This window comes from Streptomyces sp. NBC_01317 (assembly GCF_035961655.1).
Classification (GTDB): Bacteria; Actinomycetota; Actinomycetes; order Streptomycetales; family Streptomycetaceae; genus Streptomyces.
The window spans coordinates 3852553-3879024 of sequence record NZ_CP108393.1 but is presented as its reverse complement, the minus strand read 5'-3'; the positions used below and the strand labels follow the sequence as shown (position 1 = coordinate 3879024).

Genomic DNA, 26472 nt, shown 5'->3' with positions numbered 1-26472 from the left:
GAGTGTGTGTCCCGCGAGGCCGCCGGATACCCCCCGGGCCGCCGTTGCGTGGGTGAAGTACCCATGTTGACCGGTTCGTTGACTTCATCTTCGTTTTCTGGTGAACAGTTGAACCGAGCAGCCCCCATGGGGATGGAAACCCCGTCAAGTTGGGTAAAAACGCTGTGAGCGCGGCGTAGTTCGTGATTCCCTCGCTGTGGAGAGCCCCAGCCCCCGGCCCTCGTTCAAGCCGGGCGGGCCACCTTCCCCACCAATCCATTCGCTCGTTCCCGGGAAGCCCCCGGTCCACCCGTCAAGCGTGTTTGCGGAGCCGACCCATGCTCACGACCCTCAATACCGCCTACACCGACACCCGTGCCGCCGATCTGGCCTGGGCGTTGGGCCGGGAGCCGCTTCCCGCCCTGGCCGTCCTCGATCTCGAACTGTCCGGTACGACACTCCAGCTCAGGCTCCTCGGCGCCTCCCACCAGGTCCTCGTGGAGGAGGAGCGGGGCACCTGCTCCGAGACCGTCGCCTGCATCCCCGGCAGCAGCACACCGCTGCCGCTCGGCGTCTCCGAACGGCTGGGCGAGTGGGAGTACGAATTCGCCGCGCGGGTGGAGACGCTGTCGCCCGGCAAGTTCGCGGCCCGCGCGCAGGAGCTGCTCGCGCTGGTGACCGACCACCCGAACGGGCTGGCCGGGACGTTCCCCGGCTCACCGCACGCGTTCACCGCGATGGTGGCGCACCGAGAGAAGGGGCAGCTGGGCTGGCGCACGTGGCACGCCTACCCCCAGGAGGGGCGGCTCGTCGTCACACGGACCCGGATCGGGGTCCGTATGCCCGCCACGCTGTAGTTACACGCTTGCGCCGTTTTTTACACCCGTGTGGGTGACAAACCGGCATGTTGCTGTGACGTAGCGTTACGGCATGATCCAGCAGTCCGTCTCCTCGCCACCGCAGGGTGGACCGCCTCACGGTGGGCCCCCTCCAGGCGGACCGCCGCAGGGCGGGGCACGGCTGCCCGTGCGGCCGGATGCCGGCCGCTTCCTGATTCTCGCGGTGGTCTTCATCTGCGCCGCGTGTGGACTGGTGTACGAGCTGGAGCTGGTCGCGCTCGCGTCGTACCTGATCGGGGACTCCGTCACGCAGGCGTCCGTCGTGCTCTCGGTGATGGTCTTCGCGATGGGCATCGGCTCGCTGCTCGCCAAGCGATTACGGCCCTGGGCGGCGGTCGGGTTCGGGCTGGTGGAGGCGGCGCTCGCGCTGCTGGGGGGCTGTTCGGCGCTGGTCCTGTACGCGAGTTTCGCGTGGGTCGGCGAGTCCCGGCCGGCGCTCGTCGCCTTCTCGCTCGCCATCGGTGTCCTGATCGGCGCGGAGATCCCGCTGCTGATGACGCTCATCCAGCGCGTCTCCCGGCAGGACGCGGGCGGGACGGTCGCGGACCTCTTCGCCGCCGACTACGTGGGCGCGCTGGTCGGCGGTCTCGCCTTTCCGTTCCTGCTGCTGCCGTGGCTGGGCCAGTTGACCGGCGCGCTGCTGACGGGCGCGGTCAACGCGCTGGCGGGCGGGGCGCTCGTCCTGTGGGTCTTCCGCCGGGACCTGACACCGCGTTCGCGGCTGTTGCTGGTGATCGTCAACATCCTGGTGCTGGCGGTCCTGGCGACGACCGCGGCGCTCGTGGACGACTTCGAACGGGCCGCGCGGCGGGCCGTGTACGGGGACCGGGTGCGGGTCGCGGTGCACACGGAGGTGCAGGAGGTGGTGCTGACGGGCGGGCGCGGCGAGCCGCTCGACCTGTACCTGGACGGGCGCCTGCGGGTCAGCGGACGCGACGAGTACCGCTACCACGAGGCGCTCGTGCACCCCGCGATGCGCGGGCCGCACCGCCGGGTCCTGGTCCTGGGCGGGGGCGACGGGCTGGCCGCGCGGGAGGTGCTGCGGTACGGGGACGTCCGCGCAGTCACGGTCGTGGAGCTGGACCCCGGGGTGGTCCGGCTGGCCCGTACGGACCGGGCCCTGTCCGAGCTGAACGGGCACGCGTACGACGACCCGCGCCTGCGGGTGGTGACGGCGGACGCGTTCGCCTGGCTGCGCGGGCGGCGCGGCGAGCCGTACGACGTGATCGTCTCGGACCTGCCGAACCCGGGCATCACCGCCAGCACGAAGCTGTACTCGGAGGAGTTCTACGGCCTCGCGCGGGGGGTCCTCGCGGACGGTGGCCGGCTGGCGGTGCACGCGGGCTCGCCGACGGCCCAGCCGCGTACGTACTGGACGGTCGACGCGACGCTCAGGGCGGCCGGGTTCGGCACGAGCCCGTACCGCGCGGAGGGCCGGCTGACCCGCTTCACGGCGGGCCCCGACCGGGTCAGGGGCGGCCGCCCGGCGCCGGGCGACTGGGGCCTGCTCCTGGCGGCGAGGGCCCGCCCGCCCCGCCTGGGCCTCCCGCCGGGAGCGCCTCATCTCCGCTCCCTGACCTTGTCGGAGCTGGCGTCGGATGCCCGCGAGGCGGCCCGGTCCCGACTCGGCGGGCTGCCGGCGTCGACGCTGGTGCATCCGCGGTACGGGGGGTGAGGGGGCCTGTCCGGGCGGGGCGGGGGCGGAGAGGTGTGGTCCGCGGGGGTGGAAGCCGGGAAACCGCACCCGTACGGATTCGGTTCGTCGCTTGGGGGCGCCCTGCGCGGTTGGGCTGAGTAGGCTCGGTTCCCATGGAGCATGAGGTGTTCGTTCCGGTGACGGCAGAGACCCTCCGGCAGACGCTGCGGGACCCCGTCCGCGTCGCCCGCTGCGTACCGGGACTCCAACAGGACGCGGACGCCGACGCGGGCGCGCTCGCGGGGCGGCTCAAGTTCCGGGCCGGCGGCCACACCATCACGTACCGGGGCGCGCTGACGCTGACCGAGGGCGCGGACGGTGTCTTCACCGCCGGGGCCGAGGGTACGGAGATCCGGGGTACGGGCTCCGCCAAGCTGACGCTCACGCTGCGGCTGACCGACGCGCCGGGCGGCGACGGCACCACGCTCGTCTTCACCGGCGCCTCGCGGGCCGAGGGGCGGCTCGCGGAGCTGCCCTCGGAGGCGGCCACGGCTGCCGCGCACCGGCTGCTGAACCGGTTCGCCACCCGTCTGGCGGAAGAGGCCGTGACGCCGGAGGGGACGAGAGGGCCGGAAGGGGCTGAGGGGGCGGGGGCCGCTGACGTGCCCGAGCCCTCTGAGACCTCGGAAACGTCCGCCGCTCCGGACAAGCCCGCGCCCCCGCCGTCCGCCGACCGGGCCGCTGACGCGCTGCCGCCCGCCCAGGACGAGCAGGATCACGGGGACGCCGACACGGACGACGTCGATCCCGATCCCGATGCCGACGCCGGCAGTGGGTTCGGGGCCTCCGTCCCCCCTTCCGCCCTCGACGGCCCGCTCGACGTGCCCCTCGACGGCGAGACCACCGCCGGCGAAGGTGACTTCCTGGTCCCCGACGAACCCCCCGCCGAGGCCGCGCACGCCCGCCGCACCATGATCGGGCGCAGCGCCGAGGAGGTCGACCACGCGCCGCCGCGCGGCCGGTACGCCCCCGTGCCCGCCCCCGAGACCGGCGGGGCCGTCGGTGCCACGCTCCGGTGGATCGCGCCCGCCGCCGCGCTGGCCCTCGCGTCCGCGGTGGTCGTCGGGCGTGTCCTGCGGCGGCGCAAGTAGGGGCGGCGCGAGTAGGGGCGCCGCGAGCAGGGGCGGGCGCAAGTACTGTCGGAGGGTGACTAGCAGCGATGAGAGCATCCGACTGAAAGCCGGCGACGCCGAGTTGACCATCGACCCGGAGAACGGCTGCCGGATCAGCAGCCTGCGGATCGACGGGACGGAACTGCTGCGCCAGGGCGAGCGGTTCGGCTGCTTCCCGATGGTGCCGTGGTGCGGCCGGATCGAGAACGGCCAGTTCCGTACCGGGGACGTCGTGCACCAGATGCCGTTGAACTCCGGCGCGCACGCCATCCACGGCACCGGCCGCGACACCAGCTGGCGGGTCGCCCGCACCAGCGGGATCGAGACCGAGGGCCGGGCGGCAGCGACCGAGAGCAGGGCGGCGTTCAGCTACGACCTGACCGAGCCCTGGCCGTACAGCGGACGGGTCTCCCAGACCTTCGAGCTGGCCGACGACTCCCTGATGCTCACGATGGGGGTGGAGACGTACGACTCGTCGTTCCCCGCGCAGGCCGGCTGGCACCCGTGGTTCCGGCGCAACCTCGGCAACGGCGACGTCCACCTCGACTTCAACCCCGCCTGGCAGGAGGAGCGCGGCGGGAACTCGCTGCCCACCGGCCGCCGCATCGAGCCGGTGCCGGGCCCCTGGGACGACTGCTTCGGGATGCCCGACGGCGTCGACGTCACCCTCACCTGGCCGGGACAGCTGCGGTTGAAGGTCACCAGCCGCGAGGAGTGGGTCGTGGTGTACGACGAGCAGGACGAGGCGGTCTGCGTCGAACCGCAGTCGGGCCCGCCGAACGGGCTGAACACCCTGCCCCGCCTGGTCACCCCGCTGGAGCCGCTGGAAGTGTCGGCGAAGTGGAGCTGGCAGCGGCTCTGAGCGCACCGGCGTCCCCCCTGACCGGTCGGTCTAAGCTCGTGACCATGACTGACGTACGCGCTGAACTGCTCCAGCAGATCAAGGACATCGCCGTGGTGCACGGCAAAGTGACCCTCTCCTCGGGTCTGGAGGCCGACTGGTACATCGACCTGCGCCGGATCACGCTGGACGGTCACGCCGCGCCGCTGGTCGGCCAGGTCATGCTGGAGACCACCGCCGAGCTGGACTTCGACTGCGTGGGCGGGCTCACGCTCGGCGCCGACCCGGTGGCCACGTCGATGCTGCACGCCTCCGCCGCGCGCGGGAAGCGGCTGGACGCGTTTGTGGTCCGCAAGGCGCAGAAGGCGCACGGGATGCAGCGCAGGATCGAGGGCACGGACGTCAAGGGCCGCCGCTGCCTGGTGGTCGAGGACACGTCCACCACCGGCGGCTCCCCGCTGACGGCCGTGGAAGCGGTACGGGAGGCGGGCGGCGAGGTCGTCGCGGTCGCGGTCATCGTGGACCGGGGCGCGGCGGCGGCCGTGCGGGAGGCGGGGCTCCCGTACCTCCACGCGTACACGACGGTCGATCTCGATCTGGCCTGAGGCTCCTGGGGTGTCTGTTACCTGCCGTGACCTGGCCCTTTGTGGGTATGGGGGCCGTTTCACGTGAAACGGCCCCCGCTCATGGTCGAGCCACCACAAGAGTCTGGAAAGATGGGGCCGACGATGACGTCGCCCCACGACATGCCCCCGGTCAGGGACTAGTCCTCACACCCGCACATCACAAGGAGCGGCCCGATGCCCATCGCAACCCCCGAGGTCTACAACGAGATGCTCGACCGGGCGAAGGCAGGCAAGTTCGCCTACCCGGCCATCAACGTCACCTCGTCCCAGACCCTGCACGCTGCGCTGCGCGGCTTCGCGGAGGCCGAGAGCGACGGCATCATCCAGATGTCCACCGGTGGCGCGGAGTTCCTGGGCGGCCAGTACAACAAGGACATGGTGACGGGCGCGGTCGCGCTCGCCGAGTTCGCCCACATCGTCGCCGCGAAGTACGACATCACGGTGGCGCTGCACACGGACCACTGCCCCAAGGACAAGCTCGACACGTACGTCCGCCCGCTGCTCGACGTCTCCGCCGAGCGCGTGAAGGCCGGCCGTAACCCGCTCTTCCAGTCGCACATGTGGGACGGCTCCGCCGAGACGCTCGCCCACAACCTGGAGATCGGCTCGGAGCTGCTCGCCAAGGCCGCTGCCGCCAAGATCATCCTTGAGGTCGAGATCACCCCGACCGGTGGCGAGGAGGACGGCGTCAGCCACGAGATCAACGACTCGCTCTACACCACGGTCGAGGACGCGCTGCGCACCGCCGAGGCCCTGGGCCTGGGCGAGAAGGGCCGCTACCTGCTGGCCGCGTCCTTCGGCAACGTGCACGGCGTCTACAAGCCGGGCAACGTCGTCCTGCGCCCGGAGCTGCTCAAGGACCTCCAGGAGGGTGTCGCCTCGAAGTACGGCAAGCCCTCGGGCAGCCAGCCCTTCGACTTCGTCTTCCACGGCGGCTCGGGCTCCTCGGCCGAGGAGATCGCCACCGCGCTGGAGAACGGCGTCGTGAAGATGAACCTCGACACCGACACCCAGTACGCGTTCACGCGGCCCGTCGTGGACCACGTGTTCCGGAACTACGACGGGGTGCTGAAGGTCGACGGCGAGGTCGGCTCGAAGAAGACCTACGACCCCCGCACCTGGGGCAAGCTCGCCGAGGGCGGCATGGCCGCCCGGGTCACCGAGGCGTGCGGCGCGCTGCGCTCCTCGGGCACGAAGATCAAGTAGAAGACCGAGTAGCAGGCACCAGCTCAGCACCGCGGGCCCGGTATCCCACACGATGCCGGGCCCGCGTCATGCCCGGAGGGACCTCACCATGGGTCACGTGGACTTCGATTTCGACACCGCCATCGACCGTACCGGCACCTGGTCCGTGCAGTGGGACGGCGTCGCCGACCGCTTCGGCGCGGCGGCGGCCCACGGGATGCTGCCCTTCACCATCTCCGACATGGACTTCGCGTCGCCGCCGGTGGTGCTGGACGCGCTGCACCGCCGTATCGCGCACGGCGTGCTCGGTTACACGGACTGGCGCAACGACGACTTCCTGTCGGCGGTACGGCACTGGTTCGCGAGCCGGTACGACACCGCGATCGACACGGACCGGCTGGTGTACGCGCCGTCCGTGCTCAACCAGCTCTCGCAGCTGCTGCGGATGTGGACCGGGCCCGGGGACGGGGTGGTGGTTCACACGCCGACGTACGACGGTTTCCTCAAGGCGATATCGGGCCTGGGGCGCGAGCTGCGCGGGGCCCCGGTCGGCGACACGGCCGCGCTGGAGCGGCAGCTCGCCCGGCCCGGCAGCAAGGTGCTGCTGCTCTGCTCGCCGCACAACCCGACCGGGCGGGTGTGGACGGAGGGCGAGCTGACGGAGTTCGCGCGGCTGGCGGAGGTGTACGGGGTCGCGGTGATCAGCGACGAGATCCACGCGGACTTCCTGCACAGGCCAGGCGCTCGCCACCTGCCCTGGACCCGCTTCGGCACCGGGCGCTGGGCGCTGATCACCTCCGGCTCCAAGGCCTTCAACTTCCCCGCGCTGAGCGGTTCGTACGGCCTCGTCGGCGACCCCGCCGACCATGCCGCCTTCATCCGCCGGATGGCGACCGGCGAAGGGCTGGAATCGCCCGCCGTGCTGGCGCTGACCGCCCACATCGCCGCGTACCGCGAAGGCGCCCCCTGGCTCGACGCCCTCAACACGTACGTCGAACAGAACCTCCTCCTGCTCGCCGACCGGCTGAACACCGCCTTCCCGCAGCTCGGCTGGCGGCCCCCCGAGGCCGGCTACCTCGCCTGGATCGACCTGCGCCCCCTCGGGATCGACGACGACGCGCTCCAGCGGGAGCTGGTGGAGCGCGAGAAGGTCGCGATCATGCGGGGCTCGACGTACGGCGCCCGCGGCGACGGATTCGTACGGCTCAACGTGGGCTGTCCGCGCGCGAAGGCGGAACGGGGCGCCGACGCGCTGATCCGTGCGCTCGGGAGGCTCGCCTCCTGACCTCCCGGCAGGGATGATCCGGGTATGGAGATCAGGCTGTCCTCGGCCAAGGGCCGCTGGATCATTCTCACGACGGTGCTCGGTTCCAGCATGGCCCTGCTGGACGGGACCGTGGTCAACGTGGCACTTCCGCACATCGGGGACGATCTCCACGCGAATCTCTCGGCCCTCCAGTGGACCGTCAACGCGTACACGCTCACCCTCGCCGCGCTGATCCTGCTCGGCGGTTCGCTCGGCGACCGGTACGGGCGGCGGAGGATCTTTGTGGTCGGGGTGGTGTGGTTCGGCATCGGCTCGCTGCTCTGCGGGATCGCGCCCGACGCCGATCTGCTGATCCTCGCGCGGGCGTTGCAGGGCATCGGCGGGGCGCTGCTCGTACCGGGCTCCCTGGCGATCATCCAGGGGAGCTTCCACCCGGACGACCGGGCGCGGGCCGTGGGCGTGTGGTCGGGGCTCGGCGGGGTGGGCGCGGCGGTCGGGCCGTTCCTCGGCGGCTATCTCGTGGACGGGCCCGGCTGGCGCTGGGTGTTCCTGATCAACCTGCCGCTGGCCGCGATCTGCGTGCCGGTGGCGCTGCGGCACGCGCCGGAGTCCAAGGACCCGGCGCACCACGGCCGGTTCGACGTGACGGGCGCGGTGCTGGGCGCGGGGGCGCTGGCGCTGGTGACGTACGCGCTGATCGCCAAGGAGCCGTGGTCGGGGATCGGCGGCGTCCTGGTCGCGGTCGGCTTCGTCCTGTACGAACACCGCAGGGCCGATCCGATGCTGCCGCTGTCGATCTTCAGGTCCCGGCTGTTCACCTCGGTGAACCTGGTGACGCTCTGCGTGTACGCGGCGTTCGGCGGGTTCTTCTTCCTGGCCTCGCTCCAGCTCCAGGTGGTGGTGGGGTACTCGGCGCTGGGCGCGGGCGCGGCCCTGCTGCCGACGACGGCGCTGATGCTGCTGTTCTCGGCGCGGTCGGGGGAGCTGGCGGGGAGGATCGGGCCGCGTATCCCGCTGACGGTGGGGCCGCTGCTGTGCGCGGGCGGGCTGCTGCTGATGCTGCGGGTCGGCCCGGGTGCCTCGTACCTCGCGGACATCCTGCCGGCGCTGTTGGTGCTGGGCCTGGGGATGGTGACGATCGTCGCGCCGCTGACGGCGACCGTGCTGGCGTCGGTGGAGGTGGGGCGCGCGGGACTGGCGAGCGGGATCAACAACGCGGCGGCCCGCGCGGCGGGTCTGCTCGCGGTGGCGGCGCTGCCGCTGATCGCGGGGACGAGCCCGGAGGCGTTCCGGTCGGCGACCGAGTTCAACCACACGTTCCGTACGTCGATGCCGCTGTGCGCGGGGATTCTGGTGGTGGGCTCGGTGATCGCGTTCCTGACCGTACGGACCCCGAAGGTGGCGGCGGGCGCGGAGACGTCCCGTGGCCACGAGCAGCCCGAGTGCAGGATTCACTGCGGGTTGTCGTCGCCGCCGCTGGAGCCGGTACGGGAGCAGGTGCGGGGGGTGGACCGTCCGGCGGCGGACGGCGGCCCGGGAGGTGGCTCCTGAAGAGGGCCGCCGATCGGGGCGGGCGCCCGGCGGGGCAAGGCAGGCCGATCGGGGCGGGCGCCCGGCGGGGCAAGGCAGACTGTAGGCATGGCCATTCACAAAGATCTTCTCGGGGGGCCGCCCCCCACCGAACTGCCCGACGATCCCGAGCCGCGCGAGCTGCTCGCCAACGGGACCTCGCCCGCCGATGTCGCCGCGAAGTACCCGACCTCCTCGCTGGCCTGGGCCCGGCTCGCCGACGACGCGTTCGAGGGCGGCCGGGTGATCGAGTCGTACGCGTACGCCAGGACCGGGTACCACCGCGGGCTCGACTCGCTGCGCCGCAGCGGATGGAAGGGGCACGGTCCGGTGCCGTGGGAGCACGAGCCGAACCGTGGCTTCCTGCGCGCCCTGCACGCGCTCGGCCGGGCGGCGCAGGCGATCGGTGAGCAGGAGGAGTACGAGCGCTGCTCGACGTTCCTGCGCGACTCCTCGCCGCTGGCGGCGGACACGCTGGGCTGAGCCTGGCCCGTACGTCCGCGCAGCTCGTACGTCCGCTGAGAGCGGATCGCGGTTCGATAATCATTGAACGAGCAACCTTGCGAAGGCCCGCCCCGTCTCTCCGGGGGTGGGTCTTCGTTGATTTCCGGTGCCGGAGGGGCTGAGGTGAGGGCGGTGGTGAGAGGTGAACGCCGTGGGCCGCGCGGTCGCGCGCTGCTGTTCGGGCTCTGCCTGGCGGTCCTGATCGGCGCCGGAGCCTCGCTGGGGTCCTGGCAGCGCGGCCCTGAGCCCGCCACGTTCACCACCGCGCGGGGGCACGGCAGCCCGGTCGGTTCCGGCACCCCGCGCCGCTACCTCGTACAGGTCGAGACCGGTACGGGCCTGTCGGCCGACCGGGCGGCCACCGAGATCCAGCACATCCTGGCCGACCCGCGCAGCTGGGCCGCACACGGGCGCGGCGCCTTCCAGCTGGTCTCCGAGAACGCCGACTTCGTCATCAGGATCGCCACCCCGGCCACCGCCGACCGGCTCTGCCGGGCCGAGGGGCTCGACACGCACGGCGAGCTGAACTGTGAGACCTCCGAGGGCGTGGTGGTCAATCTGCGGCGCTGGACGGAGGGCTCGCCCACCTTCGACGGGCCGTCGTCCGACTACCGGCATCTGATCATCAACCACGAGATCGGCCACGAGATCGGCATCCGCCGGCATCTGGCCTGTCCGGGCCCCGGCCGGCCAGCGCCGGTGATGATGCAGCAGATCAAGGGCCTGGACGGCTGCCGGGCGAACGCCTGGCCGTACGACAAGAAGGGGACGTACCTCTCGGGGCCCTTGGCCTGAGCCGTCCTCGGCGGTGGGCGCCGACCAGGGCCGATGGGGCACCTGTGGCCTGGCGGAGCCGTGCGCCGGGAGCCGGATTATGATGCGGACAGGGGACCGGAGCTCCGAGACGAACGGAAGGGGCGGACCGCTACCCGGTAGCAATATCGAGGAGACAGCAATGTCGCACGCCCCCGATGCCTCCGGATCCGCGGGTTCGGACACGCCGCATTCGGAAACTTCGCATGCGGACACCCCGCATTCGGACACCCCGCATCTCGACTTCGCAGGCACCACCCCGTACGAGGACTACGTCCAGGCGGACGTCCTCACCCACCTCCAGCACCCCCTCTCCGACGACCCCGGCGAGATGGTCTTCCTCGTCACCACGCAGGTCATGGAGCTGTGGTTCACGGTCATCGTCCACGAGTGGGAGACCGCGTCCCGCGCCCTGCGCGAGGACCGGATCCAGGTGGCCGTCGACGCGCTCAAGCGGTCCGTACGTGAGCTGGAGGCGCTCAACGCCTCGTGGAAGCCGCTCGGACAGCTGACCCCGGCGCAGTTCAACTCGTACCGCAGCGCCCTCGGCGAGGGTTCCGGTTTCCAGTCCGCGATGTACCGGCGGATGGAGTTCCTGCTCGGCGACAAGTCCGCGTCGATGCTCGTACCGCACCGGGGCGCCCCGCGCGTCCACGCCGAGCTGGAGAAGGCCCTGCACGAGCCGAGCCTGTACGACGAGACGCTGCGGCTGCTCGCCCGGCGCGGGCTGCCCGTGCCCGGCGCGGTGGTCGAGCGCGACCTCTCGCGGAAGTACGAGCCGTCGCCCGAGGTCGAGCAGGTCTGGGCCGGGATCTACGCCGACGCGGACCAGCACACCGAGCTGATCAGGCTGGGCGAGGCGCTGACGGACGTCGGTGAGCTGGTGTGGCGCTGGCGCAACGACCACCTGGTCGCCACGCGGCGCGCGATGGGCTCCAAGACCGGTACGGGCGGTTCCGCCGGTGTGGCGTGGCTGGAGAAGCGCGCGACCAAGAACGTGTTCCCCGAGCTCTGGACGGCCCGCAGCCATGTCTGACACGACCCGTATCGCCGCGCCCGCTTCCCTTGCTGCAAAAGCCGCCGCTCTCGACGCGGCCGACGAACTGGCCGGCCGCCGCGATCTCTTCGCGCTCGACGACCACTCCGTCTACCTGGACGGGAACTCGCTCGGCGCGCTGCCCCGCCACGTACCCGACCGTATGCGCGACGTCATCGGCCGCCAGTGGGGCGAGCTGCGGATCCGGTCCTGGACCGAGGGTGACTGGTGGACGGCGCCGGAGCGGATCGGCGACCGGATCGCCCCGCTCGTCGGCGCCGGACCGGGGCAGATCGTCGTCGGCGACTCGACCAGCGTGAACGTCTTCAAGGCCCTGGTGGCCGCCGTCCGGCTGCTCGACCCCACGGACCCGGCGAGGGACGAGATCCTGGTCGACGCCACGACGTTCCCCAGCGACGGGTACATCGCGCACTCCGCCGCCCGGATGACGGGCAAGCCGCTCGTCCCCGTCGATCCGGCGGAGCTGCTGGGGTCCGTCGGCCCGCGCACGGCCGTCGTGCTGATGAACCAGGTCGATTTCCGTACGGGCCGGCTGCACGACCTCCCGGGGATCACGGCGGCCGTGCACGAGGCGGGCGCGCTCGCCGTCTGGGACCTGTGCCACAGCGCGGGCGCGCTGCCGGTGGGCCTGGACGCGCACGGGGTGGACCTCGCGGTGGGGTGCACGTACAAGTATCTGAACGGCGGGCCGGGTTCGCCCGCCTTCCTGTACGTGGCCCGGCGCCACCAGGCCGCTTTCGACTCGCCGCTGCCGGGCTGGACCTCGCACGCCGATCCGTTCGCGATGGCGTCGGACTTCGAGGCGGCGGACGGCGCGACGCGGGGCCGGGTCGGTACGCCCGACATCCTCTCGATGCTGGCGCTGGAGGCGGCGCTCGACGTCTGGGACGGGGTGGGGATCGAGACCGTACGGGCGAAGAGCCTGGCGCTCACGGACTTCTTCCTGGAGTGCGTGGAGGCGTACGCCCCGCCGGGCCGGGTCAGCTCGCTGACCCCTTCGGCGCACGCGGAACGCGGCAGCCAGGTCGCCCTGCGCTGCGCCGAGGCCCCGGCGGTGATGGACACGCTCATCGCGCGCGGGGTGGTGGGCGACCTCCGCAGGCCGGACGTGCTGCGGTTCGGCTTCACGCCGCTGTACGTGGGTTTCGCGGACGCGGAACGGGCGGCGCGGGTGCTGGGCGAGGTACTGGCGGAGGTACCGGCCGGCGGATGACGTACGGGCCGCCGCCCGGGGATGTGATCGACTCCGGCTCCGACTGGTACCGTCCCGGCTGATCAGGTCAATTCGCAGCCTGTACCTAGAGGTTGGAGCACCATGCCGGACCCCGGCGCGCACGATCCCGTGGTTCGTGACGCAGCAGAGACCGAGTCGGCCTTCTCCCACCCGGTCGTCCCGCCCGACGCGACGGTCGCGTACGGCGATCACCCCGATCAGGTGATCGACTTCTACGCGCCCCGGGGCAACCAGGAACGGGTCCCGCTCGTCGTGGTGCTCCACGGCGGCGCCTGGCGCGCGCGGTACGACCGGGCGCACCTCACGCCGTTCGCGGACTTCCTGGCGCGCCGGGGCTTCGCCGTGGCGAACGTGGAGTACCGGCGCGGTCCCGGCATCCCGCACCAGGGCATTGACACCCCGCAGCCGGAGACCGACCGTCCGACGGCGGGCCGCTGGCCGGAGACGTTCGACGACGTGGCCGCCGCGATGGACGCGCTGCCCGCCCTGGTCACGTCCGCCGTACCGCAGGCCGACGCGCGCCGGATCGTGGTGACAGGCCACTCGGCGGGCGGCCACCTGGCGCTGTGGGCGTCGGCCCGCCATGTGCTCCCGGAGGGCTCACCCTGGCGCCTGCCGCACCCGCCACCGCTGCGCGGCGTCGTGGCGCTCGCCCCGATCGCGGACCTCGCGCGGGCGGTGGAACTGGACGTGTGCGGCGGCGCCATCGTCCAGCTCCTGGGCGGAGAGCCCCACTTCGAGGACCGCCGCCCGAGCGCCGACCCGGCGTCCCTGCTGCCCACGGGCATCGCCACGGCGGTGGTCCAGGGCCGCACCGACCTGACGGTGCCGTACGAGGTGGCGGAGGCGTACGTGGACGCGGCGGCCAAGGCAGGCGAAACGGTGGGCCTGACCCTGCTCCCGGACGTGGGCCACTTCCCCCTGATCGACCCGGCGGCGGACGCGTGCGCGGTGGTGGCGGAGGAGATCGCACAACTGGCGTGGTGAGGCGTCGCTGCCGGAGCGGTTGGCTGCCCCGTGATCAGGGGCAATCATCGATCAGGGCACTCATCGCGAACTGTCGAGACGCATGAGGGCGGAGTACGCGGACTCCGCCCGCCGCCCCGGGGCGGCATCCGAACGGGCATGGTCGAGGAAGCTCTGTGTATCGCCATGGTGGAGTACCCGGCCGGACTCCATGAGGGTGACAGTGGTGGCCGCGTCGGCCAGGTCGATCACGTCATGGGTTGACATCAGGACCGGGGTACTCCGCGCGATTTTCCCCAGGACGTCACGGAACACGGAACGCTGATGAGGGTCGAGACCCGCTGTCGGTTCGTCCAGAAGAATGACGCGGGCGTCGTGGGCGAGGGCACAAGCGATACCGACACGCCGGAGTTGTCCCCCGGAGAGGCCGGCCGTCTTCTGTCCGGACTGTTCGGCGAGACCGACCCGCTCAAGGGCGACGCCGGCCCGGTCCCACGCGTGGGAGCGGCTCTCGCCCTTCAGCCAGGCGATGTAGGCCACGTACTCGCGCGCGGTCAGCTGAGGAGAAGTAGGCACCCGCTGCGGTAGCCAGGCCACGTGACGGCGGTATTCACGGCTGGCGGAGGTGAGGTTCGTGTCGCTGAACAGCACTCGGCCCACGGTCGGCGCGACGATACCCGCGAGAAGGGCCAGCGTCGTGGACTTTCCCGCTCCATTGGGGCCGAGCAAGATCGTCAGACCGTGGTCCGGTACCTCGTAGGTGAAACGGGAGAGAACGGGGCGGCGCCTGCGCCGGTAGGTGAAGGTGACACGTTCGAGCAGGAGAGTCATCGGGCGGTCCTTGGCACGAGGCAGGTGAGGAGAACGAGTCCTGTCAGAAAGACGAGGGCGGCGCCGGTCGCGGCGTGGGCGACATCGGCCTTCTCCGTGACGATCACCCAGGGATAGGGGTCGTTGACATGTCTGCCCCCGGTGAACATGGCGAGGATCATCCAGAACGCGGGCAGGAGGGAAGCCCGGTGTCCGAGGAGAGGCCAGCTCCCGAGGGCGAGGCCGCAGAAGAGCAGATTGTTGCGGGCCGCCGTCCACATCGCCTCGGAGTCCAGCGGAGTCATCGCCGTCGCCACCGCGCTGGCCAGGAGGGCGAAGCCTGTCACCAGGGCGATGTCCCTCGCATCGAGCCGACGTACAGCGGATCGCTCCATACCGGGCAGGCGTCTTTCGAGGCATGAGACCAGGGCGACGGAAGGCACGAGGCAGAAGAAGTTACTCAATTCGGTCGGGACGGAGTAATTGCCAAGATAGGCCGGGAGGACGAGGATGAGATTCGATGTGAGGGAAATGCTCAGCACGAAGGCGAACAGTGAAAAGGGCAGCAGGTCGAAGGCGCCTCGTTGGCGCAGCCACCAGATCATCCCGACTGGCCGGCCTTGCAGGAGAGTCGGCGCTGCCCGATGTACCAGGTCTTCTGTTCGCCCAACGTGAGGCCGTCCACCCTGTCCATTTCCGTGAGGAGTTCCTCTTCGCCCTTCCCCTTCCGGAACGACGAGGATTCACGGGAGAGCCAGCCGAGGTAATCACCCGCCACCCCCATGGTCCGAGCGGTCCAGAGAGTGTTGTAGTGCAAGGTGTTCCAGTTCGGGTTTTTGCACGGCATTCCCACGACGACGATCGCCACATCTTCCCAGGGGATTCCGGCCGGGCTGCCGGCCGCGAGGTCGAGTGACCACTCCGTGCCGATCGCCTCCAATCGGCGGGGATCGGACACGGATATGTCGGTGATGCGAGAGGGGACCTCTTCGATGATCCCTTTGGTCCGCAGTTTTCTTGTCATGCTGGAAAGATCGGTTTGAATTTCTTCGAGATCTCCGGCACCGGCGGTGGGCATGCAGACTTCTGGAGCACGCCCCTGACAGGTGACCGGGGCCAGCCCCTTGGCGGCGGGAGCGAACGAAGTCCACTCCCGGGTGATGCCGTAGGCGCCGAGCAGGCCGCTGCCGGCGACCAAGACGGAGACCGCGACAGCACCGATACGGATGTGCCGAGGACCGATGGCCAGGACGAGGGCGAGCGCCAGGCAGACCGTCGGCAGAACGGCGGCGATGGTCATGGGGGCGGAGTACGCCTCACCGAAACCGACTTGGCCGACAGCCCCCGTCACGTGGTGCGTCCACCACGCACTCGTTCCCAGCGGGAAGCTGACTCCGATGAACACGGCTATGGAAACAAGCGGTGCGGAGTACGACGCGTGGAGACGCCGCCCGACGACGAAACCTATGACCGCGTGCGCGGTGAGGAGGACGACAACCATGCCGAAGAGCTGCAAGACATATGCGTCGGGAAGCACGCCGGCGATCGACAACGCGCCCACCGTGACGCCGGCGATCAGGCCCGCCATGGTGAGCACGACGACGAGGACCGGTTGGACGGCGACGCGAAGAGCGGAACGCGCCGGACCCATCTCCCAGACACCCAGGGTCCGTAGTCGCGTCGCCTCGACGGCGGCCAGTCCTGCCGCGGCGGCGGCGGCCAGCGGAACCGGAGCGTGTATGGCGTAGGACGCTACCTCGGCCGGCCAGGGGAGCGAGGCGAAATGGCCGATTCTTCCCTTGATCGTAAAGAAGACGTAGGCAAAAAAGAAACCGGTCACCGGAAATGCCAGAACGGCGGCGTGCGTGCGCAGAGTGGTGGAAAATCGCATGGAGCCTCAAGAAAATACAAGGCGGGCCGCCGCGCGGGATGCGCGGCAGCCCGGCGGGATCAGTCGGCCTGAGTCGTGTCCACGACGATTTTCCTAACGGACACTACGCAGCTTGCGCACGTAGTGTCCGTCTGGAAGTAATATGTGGCGGCAGGGAGGTTGGACTGCGTGTCGGCGCTGACGGCATCCGTGCCGTTGAAACAATTGGTGAACGTGAAATCGTCACGCAGGGTGTCGAGACCCCATGTGACCAATTGCCAGCGCTCGACTTCGATCTCTTTGGTCGTTACGGTGCCGCAGTCCTTGAACTTGATTTCATTATATTCTTCGTCGGACCATTCTCGCGACATGTTGCCGTCGCTCCACACTGTGCTCGCATTCGTCTCCCACGAAGCCCAGGCCGTCGGGCTGGTGGCGAGCGTGACGATCGCGGCGGTTGCCATCACGACGCCGACGTTGCGCAAGCGTTTTCCGTGCAACGCAAAGACCTCCTGTCCATTCGGTTAACGAGGCCCCCCCTCGAAGTGAAAACCGAACAGTTGCGCGACTGTAGCACCCGCCTCGCCGACCTCGCTGACCAATAGTCACGACTGATCGTCATCCCGTCAGCCGACCTCTGTGGACGAGCAGTTGGGTGCGTGGCAGAGCGGACGGCAGCTCCGCGGCAACCTCTGATGACATGGTGTTCCGGCCGGCACGCCCCCGCCCGCCGTCCCTCTCCACGTCCCCCCGTAGTACCTGCGACGGACCCGTCAGGATCCGCTTCCGTGGTGACGACCCGGGGGCGGGCTCCGCCTACCTTGGCAGGGTGACCGAGACAGAGACCGGGAAGACCCGGAGCCCCGAGTTCCGCCTCGCCATGGACGCGATCGGCGGCCTGCGCGAGGACCTCTTCCACGACGCCTTCGCCTACCGTCCGCTCAAGCCCCGGCGGACGGACGGCCCGATCACCCGTCGGCTGCCCGGCCGGATACGTGAGTACGCCGCCTGGCTGCCGCACGCCGTCGTCGTGCTGGCCGCGGTGATGATCTGCCTCATCGGCGTGGTCGAGGAAGGCTCGCTCTTCGGCGGGCTCCCCGCCATTCCGCTGCTGATGACGCTGGTCAGGCCGATCGGTGCCTGGTGGCTCTCCCTGGCGGTCTCCGCCGTCACGAGCGTGATCGGCGCGCACTACGACGGCTGGCCGTGGACTCCCGGCGCCTTCGCCGGGTACCTCTTCGTGATCACGGTGGTCGCGCTCCGGACCAGGCCGCGCACCGCCGGCTGGCTGTGGGTGGGCACGGCGCTGTACGCCATGTTCGCCACGGTCTTCGTCGGCGGGTACGGCGGCGGCTCCACCTCCGCCCCCATGCTCTTCCTCTCCGCGCTGGTCCTCCTCACCGTGACCGTCCTCCACGTCCGCCGCGAGGCGGAACAGGAGGTCGCGATCCAGCAGAGCGTCACCGCCGTCGAGCGCGACCGGCGCACGCTGCTGGAGGAGCGCACCACCATCGCCCGTGAGCTGCACGACGTCGTCGCCCACCACATGTCGGTCGTGGCGATCCAGGCGGAGGCCGCGCCGTACCGGGTGGAGAATCCGCCCCCCGAGCTGGAGAAGGCGTTCGCGACGATCCGCGAGAACGCGGTCGCCGCGCTGACCGAGCTGCGCCGCGTCCTCGGGGTCGTACGGGCGGAGGACTACCAGGCGCCCGACGCCCCGCAGCCCACGCTCGCCGACCTCGACGGGCTGCTGGGCAATGTGCGGGACGCCGGGCTGACCGTGGAGAAGGCGGTGACCGGCGCGGTACGGGAGCTGCCGCAGGGCGTCGAGCTGTCGGCGTACCGGATCGTCCAGGAGGCGCTGAGCAACGCGCTCCGGCACGCGCCGGGGTCCACGGCGCGCGTCGAGATCAGTTACGTGCTCGGCGGGCTCGGGCTGCGGATCGTGAACACACCGCCGCGCGGGCTGGTGAAGCCGTCGCCGGGGGCGGGTCACGGCATCACGGGGATGCGGGAGCGTGTGACGATGCTGAACGGTGAGATGACCGCGGATCTCCAGGAGGACGGCGGCTACGAGGTCGCGGCGTTCATCCCGGTGGCCGCCGTGAAGGACGGGGACGCGGCGTGACCATCAGGGTGCTGATCGTCGACGACCAGGTGATGGTCCGCGAGGGTTTCTCGGTGCTGCTCAACGCGATGCCGGACATCGAGGTGGTCGGCGAGGCGGTGAACGGGCGCGAGGCCGTCACGCAGGTCGCCGCCCTGGACCCGGACGTCGTCCTGATGGACATCCGGATGCCGGAGCTGAACGGGATCGAGGCGACCCGCGAGATCGTCGCGGCGGACGCGGCCGCGAAGGTGCTGGTGCTGACGACGTTCGACCTGGACGAGTACGTGTACCAGGCGCTGCGGGCGGGCGCGTCGGGCTTCCTGCTGAAGGACGCCTCCGCGCGCCAACTGGCCGACGGGGTACGGGTGGTGGCCTCGGGCGAGGCCCTCCTCGCCCCGACGGTGACGCGCCGCCTGATCACGGAGTTCTCGAAGCTGTCGGAGACCCCGAGACCCCCGGCCCTGGCCCGCGTCGGCGACCTCACGGAGCGGGAGACGGAGGTACTGGTCCTGATCGCCCAGGGCCTGTCGAACGCGGAGATCGCCGAGCACCTGGTGGTGGCGGAGTCCACGATCAAGACGCACGTGAGCCGCATCCTGGTGAAACTGGGCCTGCGCGACCGCACGCAGGCGGCGGTGTTCGCGTACGAGGCGCGCCTGGTGACCCCGGGCTAGCGGCCCTCCCGGACGGGGATCCGTACGCGGCCCGGTTCATCCACACCCTGTGGACAAACCGGTCCCGTACGGCGCTGAGGCCGCCCTGGCCGCCGACGCCCTGGCCGCCACGCCCATGCCGCCGACGACCCCGCCGCCGATCGCTCAGTTGCCGATGCCGGAGCTGCCGATCCCGGAGTTGCCGATGCCGGAACTGCCGATGCCCGTGTTGCCGAGGCCCGCGTTGCCCACGCCCCAGTTGGCGACACCGGAGTTGCCGACGCCGGCGTTGAAGGCGCCCGAGTTACCCACACCGGTGCTGAAGACACCCGAGTTGCCCACACCGGCCGGCCACATGTCGTGCGCACCGGCCACCCCGGCACCGCAGAGGGCCAGGGCCGCCGCGGCACCCAGCGTGGCCGTCACACGGAGAAGAGCTGAACGCATCGTCACATACCTCCTGCTTGAGGATTAATCGAGACCATTCGCCCCTATCTCTAGCACGCGTCCCTACCGGATACCGGCTACCGGACCCCATGTCCGGGGTTTCGTGCGGGCGAAGGCCGGGAGTTCCTCGGCCGCCTTGCGTTCGTAGCGACGGTGGAGCCGACGACGCCCCGCGCGCGGGCCGGGAGACTGTTCCGACGACGCCTCAGCCGACTGAGCGCCGGCCCGTCTTGTCCCGACCAGGGCCCCGCCTACCCCCGGTCCTCCGCCCTCCCCGCCGCTCCCAGGATTCGGTCCCGGGTCAGGCGGCCCGGAGTGCGGGCCCAGATCAGTTCGGCGCCTCCCGGGCGGGCCAGTACGCCGCCCGTCCGGGGGTCGCCGCACCACCACAGTTCGCCCGTCGGGCGGGGGTCCGCCGCGTGGTGGCGGCCTTGGAGGCCCACCAGGGTCAGGGGGATCGGGTCGCCGCCCGCCGGGTCGCGCAGGACCACCGCCGCCGCGTGCGGGCCGTGCGGTGCCGTTTCCGCCGGGAGGGCCGTCCAGGGGTGTGCGGCCAGCCGCAGGCGCATCAGGCGGGCCAGGCGCAGCGCGCTCAGCCCGATCAGCAGCGGCGCCAGCGCCAGGCCGCCCATGCCCTCCGCCACCAGGTCCGCCCACTCCAGGCGCCGGGCGGTGTTCGCCAGCTCGACGACCACGCCGCCGGCCGCCGTCGTCAGCCCGACGCGGAGCCACATACCCGCCCGCGAGCGGTAGCGGGCCAGCGCCTCCGCCGTCTCTGTGACGTCGAGGGCCACCTCCCCGACCGGCGTCGAATCGGGTGCCGAGTCGGGCGTCGAGTCGCGTGTCGCATCGTGCATTCGGTCGGCCCCCAGGCGTGGTACCGGCTTCGTGGCACCCGAGGCTATCGGTGCTCACCCCGTCCCAGAAGCCCCCGGAACGGAATACGTCGTCGGCAAGGTCAGCCCCCACGCCCCCGCCCGGAGCGTCCACGTCCGCGTCCGGACCGGGCCCGTGACCCGGGTGTCGGCCCGGTAGCGGAAATTCGCCCCCGAGACCGTCACGGACAGCGCGCTCGCCCGCAGCGGCTCCGCCGACGCGCGCGTACGGATCACCACCTCCGCCCGCCCGCCCCGCGAGCGGACCATGATCCCCTCCACCGGCTCGTCCAGATCGCTCAGCAGTACGCCGTCCGCCTCCACCCGCAGCCGGTACGTGTGCGCGAGGAACGCGCCCGGCGGCGGCCGTACCAGCGTGCGGACCAGCGAGCGGCACGTGTGCCACATGGACGCCGCGCCGTGCGCCCCGCCCGCGCCGCTCCCGTCACCGTCGCGTCGACCGTCTCCGGGGCCGTTCCCGGAGCCGTTCCCCTGACCAGCACCAGCACCAGCACCGGAACCGGGGCCCTTCCCCTTCCCGTTCTCCCGCCTCGCCCCCGCCAGCCCCGGAATGTGCAGATCCCCCAGCACCACCCCGTCACTGTCGTCCACCAGCAGATCCAGCCGCCGCACCACCCCGTCCAGCACCGCCCGCGCCGCCGCCACCGCGCCCGTCGGCACCCCCAGCGCCCGCGCCAGCTCGACCGACGCCCCCACCGGCACCAGCGAGAGCGCCCCGGAGGACAGCTCCCGCTCGCGGTGGAGCAGCGCGACCGTACGCAACAGCGCCCGGTCGTCGCCGATCACCACCGGCCGCCTGCCGCCCCGCCTGGCCAGCGCCCGCGCGAACTCCTCCGGCCCGTCGGGAAGGCATATCTTCACCGCCGCACCCGCGCTCAACACGTCTTTCGCGATCCGTACGGATTCGCCGTCGGTCCGGCGGGCGACCGGGTCGATGACCACCAGAAGCTGCTGCGCGCCGTTCTCGGCGGGCCCTGGAGCCGACACCTCGGTCCTTCCTCGGGTAGCATCTTTGTGCAAGAGCCCCTTGCGCTATTGCGCCAGGGGCTTCGTCTATTCCGGGGCAACCGGTTCGACGGCTCGGGCCGCGTCGTACGACGTCGTGCGATCCGCGTCTGTGATCTACGTCCAGCGGTTTCGTGCGATGTCGTGCGATGCCGTACGGGTCGTACGGCGCACACGTGACGTACGAACGCCGTATGTGCGCCCCCCGACCTTGGACATGCCCCGCCCGGAAGGGGTGTACGCCTGTGCCCGCACTTGTGCTGCTCGGTGCTCAGTGGGGTGACGAAGGCAAGGGAAAGGCCACCGACCTGCTCGGTGGGTCCGTGGACTATGTCGTGCGCTATCAGGGCGGCAACAACGCCGGCCACACGGTCGTCGTCGGCGACCAGAAATACGCACTGCATCTTCTCCCTTCCGGAATCCTCTCGCCCAGCTGTATCCCGGTGATCGGCAACGGAGTGGTAGTCGACCCGGCCGTCCTGCTCTCCGAGCTGAGCGGGCTGAACGACCGCGGTGTCGACACGTCCAAGCTGCTCATCAGTGGAAACGCTCATCTGATCACCTCGTACCACACCACCATGGACAAGGTGACGGAACGGTTCCTCGGTTCGCGGAAGATCGGCACGACGGGCCGTGGCATCGGACCGACGTACGCCGACAAGATCAACCGCGTCGGTATCCGCATCCAGGACCTGTACGACGAGTCGATCCTCATCCAGAAGGTCGACGCCGCGCTCGACTTCAAGAACCAGATCCTCGCCAAGCTCTACAACCGCCGTGCGATCGACTCCGCCAAGATCGTAGAGGAACTGCTGACCTACGCGGACCAGTTGAAGCCGTACGTCTCCGACACCACCCTGGTCCTCAACAACGCCATCGACGACGGCAAGGTCGTCCTCTTCGAAGGCGGCCAGGGCACGCTCCTGGACGTCGACCACGGTACGTATCCCTTCGTCACGTCCTCCAACCCGACCGCCGGCGGCGCCTGCACCGGCGCGGGTGTGGGACCGACGAAGATCAGCCGGGTCATCGGCATCCTCAAGGCCTATACGACGCGCGTGGGCGCCGGACCGTTCCCTACGGAGCTGTTCGACGAGGACGGCGACGCGCTGCGCCGCATCGGCGGCGAGCGGGGCGTCACGACGGGCCGCGACCGGCGGTGCGGGTGGTTCGACGCGGTGATCGCGCGGTACGCGACCCGCGTCAACGGCCTCACCGACTTCTTCCTGACGAAGCTCGACGTCCTGACCGGCTGGGAGCAGATCCCGGTGTGCGTGGCGTACGAGATCGACGGCAAGCGCGTCGAGGAACTGCCGTACAGCCAGACGGACTTCCACCACGCGAAGCCCATCTACGAGCTGCTGCCCGGCTGGTCGGAGGACATCACGAAGGCGAAGACCTTCGCCGACCTCCCGAAGAACGCGCAGGCGTACGTGAAGGCCCTGGAGGAGATGTCCGGGGCGCCGATCTCGGCGATCGGCGTGGGCCCGGGCCGTACGGAGACGATCCAGATCAACTCGTTCCTGTAGGAACGGCTGCCTGACGGTTGTACATGCACGACGCGGCGCTCCCGCGGCCCTTGGCGGCCAGGGGGCGCCGCGGTCGTCCGTGCGAGGAAGGGCAGGGTGTCAGCCCTGGCGGCCGGGGAGCATGGCCAGGGCCTGGGCGCGCTGGGCGACCAGCTCGTCGTACGTACCGTCGCGCTCGGCCCAGCGGTGCATGAGCACCTGCTTGACGAGGATTTCGTGCGGGGTGGGCTCCTCCGAGAGCAGCTGCATGACCTCGGTGGCGAAGCCGTCGAGCGGCAGCGCGTGCGGGTTCACCTTCTCCTGGCCCGCGACGGCGACGGCCGGTGGGACGAGTTCCACGACGCCGACGCCGGTGCCGTCGAGCTGCGCGCGCAGTGCCTCGGAGTAGGCGTGCACCGCGGCCTTCGAGGCGGCGTAGGTGGGCATGGGCGGGAAGGGCAGGAAGGCGATACCGGAGGTGACGGTGACGAAGGTGCCGGCGCCCCGCCGGATCAGGTGCGGGGTGAAGGCGTCGATCACCCGGATGGTGCCGGTCAGATTGGTGTCGATCGTCGTCCGCGCCGCCTCGAAGTGCGCGGGGTCGCGCAGGTCCTCCAGGAGCATGATGCCCGGCATGGTCACCACCGTGTCCAGCTCGGGGTACTCGGCGAGTACGGCGTCACGGGCCGACGCGACGGAGGCACTGTCGGTGATGTCGACGCCGACGGTGCCGAAATTCTCTCCGGCGAGTTCCGCGAGTGTCTTCCGGTTGCGGCCGCCGACGACCACGGTGCTGCCCGCCGCGGCGAACCGGCGGGCCAGCTCCCGCCCGATACCCGAGGTCCCGCCGACGATGAGAACGGTGCGCTTGGAGAGATCCATGAGATCTTCCCTTCGGTCCAGGGCGCCGAAGGCGTTCAGGCTGCGGCGCGGTCGTTGGTGTCCTGTGTCCTTCGCAGAACCCTTCCTCTACAGTCTTGACGGAATCCGCCCGGTGTGGAATGGCCCCCGTCTTCCATGGTCCTGCCAGGGCCCCCTCCGCGTCACCCACACCGCGTTACGGTGTGGGTATGAACGACGAGGACCCCGGCAACCGGCTCGGCGGCTACCTCCGCGCCCGGCGTGAGCTGGTCTCCCCGGCGCAGGCGGGAATCCCGCCCGGCGGCAACCGCCGTGTGCCCGGTCTGCGCCGTGAGGAAGTCGCCCTGCTCGCCGGAATCAGCCCCGACTACTATCTGCGGCTGGAACGCGGCCGCGACAAGAACCCCTCACCCCAGGTCCTGGAATCAATCGCGCGTTCGACGTCCTGGCCTCGAACGCCATGGCCGTCGCGCTCTCCCCGCGCCTGCGGCCCGGCCAGAACCGGCTCCGTTCCTTGTTCCTCGATCCCGAGGAACAGGCCTTTCAACAGGATTGGGCCAAAGCCGCCGCCGACTTCGTCGCCGCTCTTCGCACCACCATCGGGGACGACACCGACAACCCCCGGTTCGTCGAACTCGTCGGAGAGCTCGCCCTGTCCAGCCAGCGGTTCCGCACCCTGTGGGCCCGGCACGACATCCGCGACCTCGACGGCGGCACCACCACGGTCCACCACCCCGTCGTCGGCGAACTGCGGCTCCACCGCGACAAACTCCCCATTGGCGACGTCCTCCTCGTCGTGTACTACCCCGACCAGGACAGCGACAGCGACGAGAAACTGCGCCTTCTCGCCGCACTCACCCCGGCCTGACCCGATACGGCACCGGGACAGACGGCTGTCTGCCGTCGGTGAACACCACCCCGAGCGGGCGCGACGGTCATTACCGTTCAGTCGCATGACGACGGTCACCACGCGTACGACGGTCACCACCCGTACGGTCGCATACCCGGCCGACAACCTGACGATGATCGGACACCTCGCGCTCCCGGCCGGTGCGGGGCGCCGACCCGCGGTCCTGATCGGACCCGAGGGGGTGGGGCTCAGCGATGTCGAGCGCCGCCGGGCCGAGGCGCTGGCCGAACTGGGGTACGTGGCGCTGGCTTTCGACCTCCACGGTGGACGCTATTTGGACGACCCGGAAGAAATGTTGGCCCGCTGCCTGCCGCTGCTCGCCGACCCCGACCGGATGCGAGGAATCGGTCACGCCGCGCTCGACGTGTTGCGTGCCGAACCACGGGCCGACCCCGACCGGACCGCCGCCATCGGCTACGGCACCGGGGGTGCGGTCGCACTGGAACTCGGTCGCGAGGGTGTCGATCTGCGCGCGATCGGGACAGTCAACGCACTCATCACGGGCCGACCGGGCGAGGCGGCACGCATTCGCTGCCCGGTATGGGCCGGGGTCGGGTCGGAGGACCCGATCATGCCGCCCGCCCAACGGGACGCGTTCACCGCGGAGATGGAGGCCGCGGGCGTCGACTGGCGCCTCGTGGTGTACGGGGGAGCCCTTCACGCCTTCCACCATCCATCGGTCGGCCACACCGTGCGTCCCGGCGTCGGCTACCACCCACGGCACGCACAGCGAGCCTGGCGTGACATCGTCGCTCTGCTCGCCGAGTGCCTGCCCGTCACGGATTGATCCGATCGGCTCCTGATACGCACGGCAGGCGTCAGCCGGCCAGATGCTTGCCGAAGAACTCGGTGAGCTTGGCGACGGCGGGGGTGACGTATTCATCCTTGTCGTACAGGTCGACGTGAGTGGCGCCGTCGACGACGAACAGTTCCTTGGGCTCCGCCGTCTTCTCGACCGCCTCCCGGCTGAAGTAGGCGCTCTCCGCCTCCGAACCGGCGATCACCAGCAGGGGGCGGGGCGAGATGAGCCGGATCATCGCGTACGAGTCGTACTGGGCGAGCAGGTCGACGCCTCGCAGCACCCATCCCTGGACCGCACGGGTTGGTAGCCGCGCGGGGTGCGGTAGAACTCGTACGTCTCCCGGAACTGGCCTTGAGGATCGCCGGGTCCTGCGTGCGGCCCAGTCCCTCACGGATCACCGAGCCCAGATCCACGGCGCTGACCGTGGCGACACTCTTGACCCGGTGGTCGGTCTGCGCGGCGTAGGGAACGTAACCGCCGGACGCGCAGATACCCAGCGCCCCGATACGGTCCGGGTCGATGTCGTCACGGACGGTCAGGTAGGTCACGGCGGACTTGATGTCCTCGGCCCGCTGGAAGGGGCTCTCCAGCCCTCGCGGCTCGCCCTCGCTTTCGCCCTGGTAGGCGGCGTCGAAGACGAGCGCGGCGAACCCCGCACCCGCCAGCCGCTCCGCGTAGATACTCGGACTCTGCTCCTTCACACCGCCTCCCGGATGGGAGATGACAACGGCCGGCAACCGGCCGCCCATGTGGTCGTCGGGGGTGAAGAGAATTCCGGCGAAGCCGAGCCCGCCGCTGGGGAAGGTGACGCTGGTCCTCATGTCCCGTGGCTCCTGGGTGCGGGCGCCGAGC

Annotated in this window: 26 protein-coding genes and 2 pseudogenes; 18 read left to right on the top strand and 10 right to left on the bottom strand. The window is 70.7% G+C overall.

Annotated features, from left to right (window positions below):
- Nucleotides 1-317: 317 nt before the first annotated feature.
- From OG349_RS16515 to OG349_RS16455, 13 genes are all read left to right on the top strand, one after another.
- Entirely contained in the window at nt 318-836 is a 519-nt protein-coding gene (locus tag OG349_RS16515) for a DUF2617 family protein (RefSeq protein ID WP_167029704.1), read from the top strand.
- 73 nt (nt 837-909) lie between these two features.
- Complete coding sequence (locus OG349_RS16510) at nt 910-2553, top strand: polyamine aminopropyltransferase (protein ID WP_327235330.1); 1644 nt, start codon at nt 910-912, stop codon at nt 2551-2553.
- Between the two features lie 134 nt (nt 2554-2687).
- The gene (locus OG349_RS16505; protein ID WP_327235329.1) at nt 2688-3665 is read left to right on the top strand and encodes an SRPBCC domain-containing protein; all 978 of its coding nucleotides are present in this window, start codon (nt 2688-2690) and stop codon (nt 3663-3665) included.
- Between the two features lie 55 nt (nt 3666-3720).
- Entirely contained in the window at nt 3721-4548 is an 828-nt protein-coding gene (locus OG349_RS16500; protein ID WP_327235328.1) for an aldose epimerase family protein, read from the top strand.
- 44 nt (nt 4549-4592) lie between these two features.
- Entirely contained in the window at nt 4593-5132 is a 540-nt protein-coding gene (gene pyrE, locus OG349_RS16495) for an orotate phosphoribosyltransferase (RefSeq protein ID WP_327235327.1), read from the top strand.
- 195 nt (nt 5133-5327) lie between these two features.
- Entirely contained in the window at nt 5328-6359 is a 1032-nt protein-coding gene (fbaA, locus tag OG349_RS16490; RefSeq protein ID WP_327235325.1) for a class II fructose-bisphosphate aldolase, read from the top strand.
- Nucleotides 6360-6447: 88 nt separating this feature from the next.
- Nucleotides 6448-7623, top strand: a complete 1176-nt coding sequence (locus OG349_RS16485) for a MalY/PatB family protein (protein ID WP_327235324.1) — start codon at nt 6448-6450, stop codon at nt 7621-7623.
- A gap of 24 nt (nt 7624-7647) precedes the next feature.
- Complete coding sequence (locus tag OG349_RS16480) at nt 7648-9156, top strand: MFS transporter (RefSeq protein WP_327235323.1); 1509 nt, start codon at nt 7648-7650, stop codon at nt 9154-9156.
- 87 nt (nt 9157-9243) lie between these two features.
- Complete coding sequence (locus tag OG349_RS16475) at nt 9244-9657, top strand: DUF3151 domain-containing protein (protein ID WP_327235322.1); 414 nt, start codon at nt 9244-9246, stop codon at nt 9655-9657.
- A 153-nt stretch (nt 9658-9810) separates the two neighbouring features.
- Nucleotides 9811-10473, top strand: coding sequence for a DUF3152 domain-containing protein (locus tag OG349_RS16470; protein ID WP_327235321.1), 663 nt, complete (start codon nt 9811-9813; stop codon nt 10471-10473).
- A gap of 160 nt (nt 10474-10633) precedes the next feature.
- Entirely contained in the window at nt 10634-11527 is an 894-nt protein-coding gene (locus tag OG349_RS16465) for a tryptophan 2,3-dioxygenase (protein WP_327235320.1), read from the top strand.
- The gene (gene kynU / locus OG349_RS16460; protein WP_327235319.1) at nt 11520-12761 is read left to right on the top strand and encodes a kynureninase; all 1242 of its coding nucleotides are present in this window, start codon (nt 11520-11522) and stop codon (nt 12759-12761) included. The genes OG349_RS16465 and kynU overlap by 8 nt, the downstream gene beginning before the upstream one ends.
- Before the next feature lie 102 nt (nt 12762-12863).
- Nucleotides 12864-13769: an alpha/beta hydrolase gene (locus OG349_RS16455; RefSeq protein ID WP_327235318.1), complete on the top strand. Its 906-nt coding sequence runs from the start codon at nt 12864-12866 to the stop codon at nt 13767-13769.
- A gap of 60 nt (nt 13770-13829) precedes the next feature.
- Here the strand turns inward: OG349_RS16455 and OG349_RS16450 are convergent, their stop codons facing one another.
- From OG349_RS16450 to OG349_RS16435, 4 genes are read right to left on the bottom strand one after another with little or no spacing between them, the layout of a single operon-like run.
- Complete coding sequence (locus OG349_RS16450; RefSeq protein ID WP_327235317.1) at nt 13830-14579, bottom strand: ATP-binding cassette domain-containing protein; 750 nt, start codon at nt 14577-14579, stop codon at nt 13830-13832.
- Entirely contained in the window at nt 14576-15163 is a 588-nt protein-coding gene (locus OG349_RS16445) for a hypothetical protein (protein ID WP_327235316.1), read from the bottom strand. Before OG349_RS16445 ends, OG349_RS16450 begins: the two co-directional genes overlap by 4 nt.
- Nucleotides 15160-16449 (bottom strand): magnesium transporter, encoded by a 1290-nt coding sequence (locus tag OG349_RS16440; protein ID WP_327235315.1) that lies wholly within the window; start codon nt 16447-16449, stop codon nt 15160-15162. The genes OG349_RS16445 and OG349_RS16440 overlap by 4 nt, the downstream gene beginning before the upstream one ends.
- 59 nt (nt 16450-16508) lie before the next feature.
- Nucleotides 16509-16913: a hypothetical protein gene (locus OG349_RS16435; RefSeq protein ID WP_327235313.1), complete on the bottom strand. Its 405-nt coding sequence runs from the start codon at nt 16911-16913 to the stop codon at nt 16509-16511.
- A gap of 395 nt (nt 16914-17308) precedes the next feature.
- Between OG349_RS16435 and OG349_RS16430 the strand changes: the two genes are divergently transcribed.
- Together OG349_RS16430 and OG349_RS16425 are read left to right on the top strand one after the other, a co-directional pair.
- Nucleotides 17309-18556 carry a sensor histidine kinase gene (locus OG349_RS16430; RefSeq protein WP_327238600.1) on the top strand — a complete coding sequence of 416 codons (1248 nt, stop codon included), beginning with the start codon at nt 17309-17311 and terminating at the stop codon, nt 18554-18556.
- Entirely contained in the window at nt 18553-19212 is a 660-nt protein-coding gene (locus OG349_RS16425) for a response regulator transcription factor (protein ID WP_327235311.1), read from the top strand. Before OG349_RS16430 ends, OG349_RS16425 begins: the two co-directional genes overlap by 4 nt.
- 144 nt (nt 19213-19356) lie before the next feature.
- Here OG349_RS16425 and OG349_RS16420 read toward each other — a convergent pair whose 3' ends face one another.
- The 3 genes from OG349_RS16420 to OG349_RS16410 form a co-directional block, all read right to left on the bottom strand.
- Complete coding sequence (locus tag OG349_RS16420) at nt 19357-19638, bottom strand: hypothetical protein (RefSeq protein ID WP_327235310.1); 282 nt, start codon at nt 19636-19638, stop codon at nt 19357-19359.
- Nucleotides 19639-19889: 251 nt separating this feature from the next.
- Nucleotides 19890-20495 (bottom strand): hypothetical protein, encoded by a 606-nt coding sequence (locus OG349_RS16415; protein WP_327235309.1) that lies wholly within the window; start codon nt 20493-20495, stop codon nt 19890-19892.
- A 54-nt stretch (nt 20496-20549) separates the two neighbouring features.
- The gene (locus tag OG349_RS16410) at nt 20550-21521 is read right to left on the bottom strand and encodes a diacylglycerol kinase (RefSeq protein ID WP_327235308.1); all 972 of its coding nucleotides are present in this window, start codon (nt 21519-21521) and stop codon (nt 20550-20552) included.
- Nucleotides 21522-21784: 263 nt separating this feature from the next.
- On the opposite strand from OG349_RS16410, the gene OG349_RS16405 reads away from it, so the two are divergent.
- Complete coding sequence (locus OG349_RS16405; protein WP_327235307.1) at nt 21785-23068, top strand: adenylosuccinate synthase; 1284 nt, start codon at nt 21785-21787, stop codon at nt 23066-23068.
- A gap of 99 nt (nt 23069-23167) precedes the next feature.
- Here OG349_RS16405 and OG349_RS16400 read toward each other — a convergent pair whose 3' ends face one another.
- Complete coding sequence (locus OG349_RS16400) at nt 23168-23929, bottom strand: SDR family oxidoreductase (RefSeq protein ID WP_327235306.1); 762 nt, start codon at nt 23927-23929, stop codon at nt 23168-23170.
- A gap of 188 nt (nt 23930-24117) precedes the next feature.
- Here OG349_RS16400 and OG349_RS16395 point away from each other — a divergent pair.
- Nucleotides 24118-24776, top strand: a pseudogene (locus tag OG349_RS16395) (helix-turn-helix domain-containing protein).
- Between the two features lie 85 nt (nt 24777-24861).
- A complete protein-coding gene (locus OG349_RS16390) occupies nt 24862-25605 on the top strand; it encodes a dienelactone hydrolase family protein (protein ID WP_327235305.1) in 744 nt (247 codons plus the stop codon).
- A gap of 31 nt (nt 25606-25636) precedes the next feature.
- Here the strand turns inward: OG349_RS16390 and OG349_RS16385 are convergent, their stop codons facing one another.
- Together OG349_RS16385 and OG349_RS16380 are read right to left on the bottom strand one after the other, a co-directional pair.
- Nucleotides 25637-25900 carry an alpha/beta hydrolase gene (locus OG349_RS16385; RefSeq protein WP_327238838.1) on the bottom strand — a complete coding sequence of 88 codons (264 nt, stop codon included), beginning with the start codon at nt 25898-25900 and terminating at the stop codon, nt 25637-25639.
- A 178-nt stretch (nt 25901-26078) separates the two neighbouring features.
- Nucleotides 26079-26369, bottom strand: a pseudogene (locus OG349_RS16380) (alpha/beta hydrolase); the annotation flags it as partial.
- Between the last annotated feature and the right edge of the window lie 103 nt (nt 26370-26472).

What these genes read in the sequence shown, in the direction of transcription:
- fbaA (WP_327235325.1), top strand. Translation starts at nt 5,328, where the DNA reads ATGCCCATCGCAACCCCCGAGGTCTACAACGAGATGCTCGACCGGGCG.
- OG349_RS16415 (WP_327235309.1), bottom strand. Translation starts at nt 20,495, where the DNA reads ATGCACGATGCGACACGCGACTCGACGCCCGACTCGGCACCCGATTCG.
- OG349_RS16440 (WP_327235315.1), bottom strand. Translation starts at nt 16,449, where the DNA reads ATGCGATTTTCCACCACTCTGCGCACGCACGCCGCCGTTCTGGCATTT.
- OG349_RS16480 (WP_327235323.1), top strand. Translation starts at nt 7,648, where the DNA reads ATGGAGATCAGGCTGTCCTCGGCCAAGGGCCGCTGGATCATTCTCACG.
- OG349_RS16455 (WP_327235318.1), top strand. Translation starts at nt 12,864, where the DNA reads ATGCCGGACCCCGGCGCGCACGATCCCGTGGTTCGTGACGCAGCAGAG.
- OG349_RS16450 (WP_327235317.1), bottom strand. Translation starts at nt 14,579, where the DNA reads ATGACTCTCCTGCTCGAACGTGTCACCTTCACCTACCGGCGCAGGCGC.
- OG349_RS16430 (WP_327238600.1), top strand. Translation starts at nt 17,309, where the DNA reads ATGGACGCGATCGGCGGCCTGCGCGAGGACCTCTTCCACGACGCCTTC.
- OG349_RS16485 (WP_327235324.1), top strand. Translation starts at nt 6,448, where the DNA reads ATGGGTCACGTGGACTTCGATTTCGACACCGCCATCGACCGTACCGGC.
- OG349_RS16475 (WP_327235322.1), top strand. Translation starts at nt 9,244, where the DNA reads ATGGCCATTCACAAAGATCTTCTCGGGGGGCCGCCCCCCACCGAACTG.
- pyrE (WP_327235327.1), top strand. Translation starts at nt 4,593, where the DNA reads ATGACTGACGTACGCGCTGAACTGCTCCAGCAGATCAAGGACATCGCC.
- OG349_RS16420 (WP_327235310.1), bottom strand. Translation starts at nt 19,638, where the DNA reads ATGCGTTCAGCTCTTCTCCGTGTGACGGCCACGCTGGGTGCCGCGGCG.
- OG349_RS16510 (WP_327235330.1), top strand. Translation starts at nt 910, where the DNA reads ATGATCCAGCAGTCCGTCTCCTCGCCACCGCAGGGTGGACCGCCTCAC.
- OG349_RS16390 (WP_327235305.1), top strand. Translation starts at nt 24,862, where the DNA reads ATGACGACGGTCACCACGCGTACGACGGTCACCACCCGTACGGTCGCA.
- OG349_RS16505 (WP_327235329.1), top strand. Translation starts at nt 2,688, where the DNA reads ATGGAGCATGAGGTGTTCGTTCCGGTGACGGCAGAGACCCTCCGGCAG.
- OG349_RS16400 (WP_327235306.1), bottom strand. Translation starts at nt 23,929, where the DNA reads ATGGATCTCTCCAAGCGCACCGTTCTCATCGTCGGCGGGACCTCGGGT.
- OG349_RS16445 (WP_327235316.1), bottom strand. Translation starts at nt 15,163, where the DNA reads ATGATCTGGTGGCTGCGCCAACGAGGCGCCTTCGACCTGCTGCCCTTT.
- OG349_RS16465 (WP_327235320.1), top strand. Translation starts at nt 10,634, where the DNA reads ATGTCGCACGCCCCCGATGCCTCCGGATCCGCGGGTTCGGACACGCCG.
- kynU (WP_327235319.1), top strand. Translation starts at nt 11,520, where the DNA reads ATGTCTGACACGACCCGTATCGCCGCGCCCGCTTCCCTTGCTGCAAAA.
- OG349_RS16515 (WP_167029704.1), top strand. Translation starts at nt 318, where the DNA reads ATGCTCACGACCCTCAATACCGCCTACACCGACACCCGTGCCGCCGAT.